1 protein-coding gene is annotated in these 884 nt (G+C 43.3%); it reads right to left on the reverse strand.

Annotated features, from left to right (window positions below):
• Positions 1–11: 11 nt before the first annotated feature.
• A protein-coding gene (locus IV40_RS10645; RefSeq protein ID WP_156404284.1) for an IS5 family transposase occupies positions 12–811 on the reverse strand; the annotation gives its coding sequence in 2 pieces (ribosomal slippage) (positions 12–541 and positions 541–811; 801 coding nt in all).
• Positions 812–884 lie beyond the last annotated feature (73 nt).

Below are 884 nucleotides of genomic sequence, written 5' to 3' on the forward strand. Positions count from 1 at the left end.
TAAGAACGTGTTTAGAATCTTTTCAAGAGTATTCGCAGGAAGGCTAAGCTAATCATCATCTTACTGGTGTTCAGCTTTCGCTCACAATTGCGCCAGAGGCGCCGATATTTTCCTAGCCAGCTAAAACTGCGTTCGATAACCCAGCGTTGCGGGGTCACTTGACCGTGCCTAAGGTCACTCTGTTTAGCAATAATGACTTCAGCGTTAATCATTGCCTGAACTGATTGAGCAAAGTTGTTACCAGTATAACCACCATCGGCCATTACTCGTTGAACCAGGTCAAACTGTGATTTGTTTAACGCCAGTAGCGCATTGGCGCCATCACGCTCAGAAACATTGGCGGTTGTCACATGGACTGCCATCGGCAGCCCATTGATATCTGCAGCAAGATGGCGCTTAATCCCGCTCACCTTTTTACCACCATCGTAGCCACTACTTTCAGCAGGATCGGTATTCTTGACACTTTGAGCATCTAGAATGATGAACGATGTATAAACTGAACGCTTCTGAGCCAACCGATGTTGGCTGACAATTTTTTTAAAACCTTATCCAGAGGAGTGATGCCAGCAGGAGATGGCGTTTTAGTCCAAAGTAACCAGTAATAATAGACGGTTTCCCATTTAGGAAAATCGCTGGGTAAATCGCGCCAAACGCACCCATTTTTCAAGGTATAAAGCAGGGCACAAAAGATATCATATAAATCAACCTTTCTTGGCTTAGTCCGCTTACGTATGCCTTCTAGATCTGTCCGGACTAGTTCAAATTGTTCACGAGAGATGTCGCTACTATAATGGTGTGCAAAGCTTTTCATGGATTAAAAACTCCTGTTTTTGATCTAATTTAACTAAAATCAAATCGAATGTCAAAGTATCCAAACACGTTCT

Origin of the sequence: Lactobacillus selangorensis (genome assembly GCF_001437205.1) — a bacterium.
Classification (GTDB): Bacteria; Bacillota; Bacilli; order Lactobacillales; family Lactobacillaceae; genus Paralactobacillus; species Paralactobacillus selangorensis.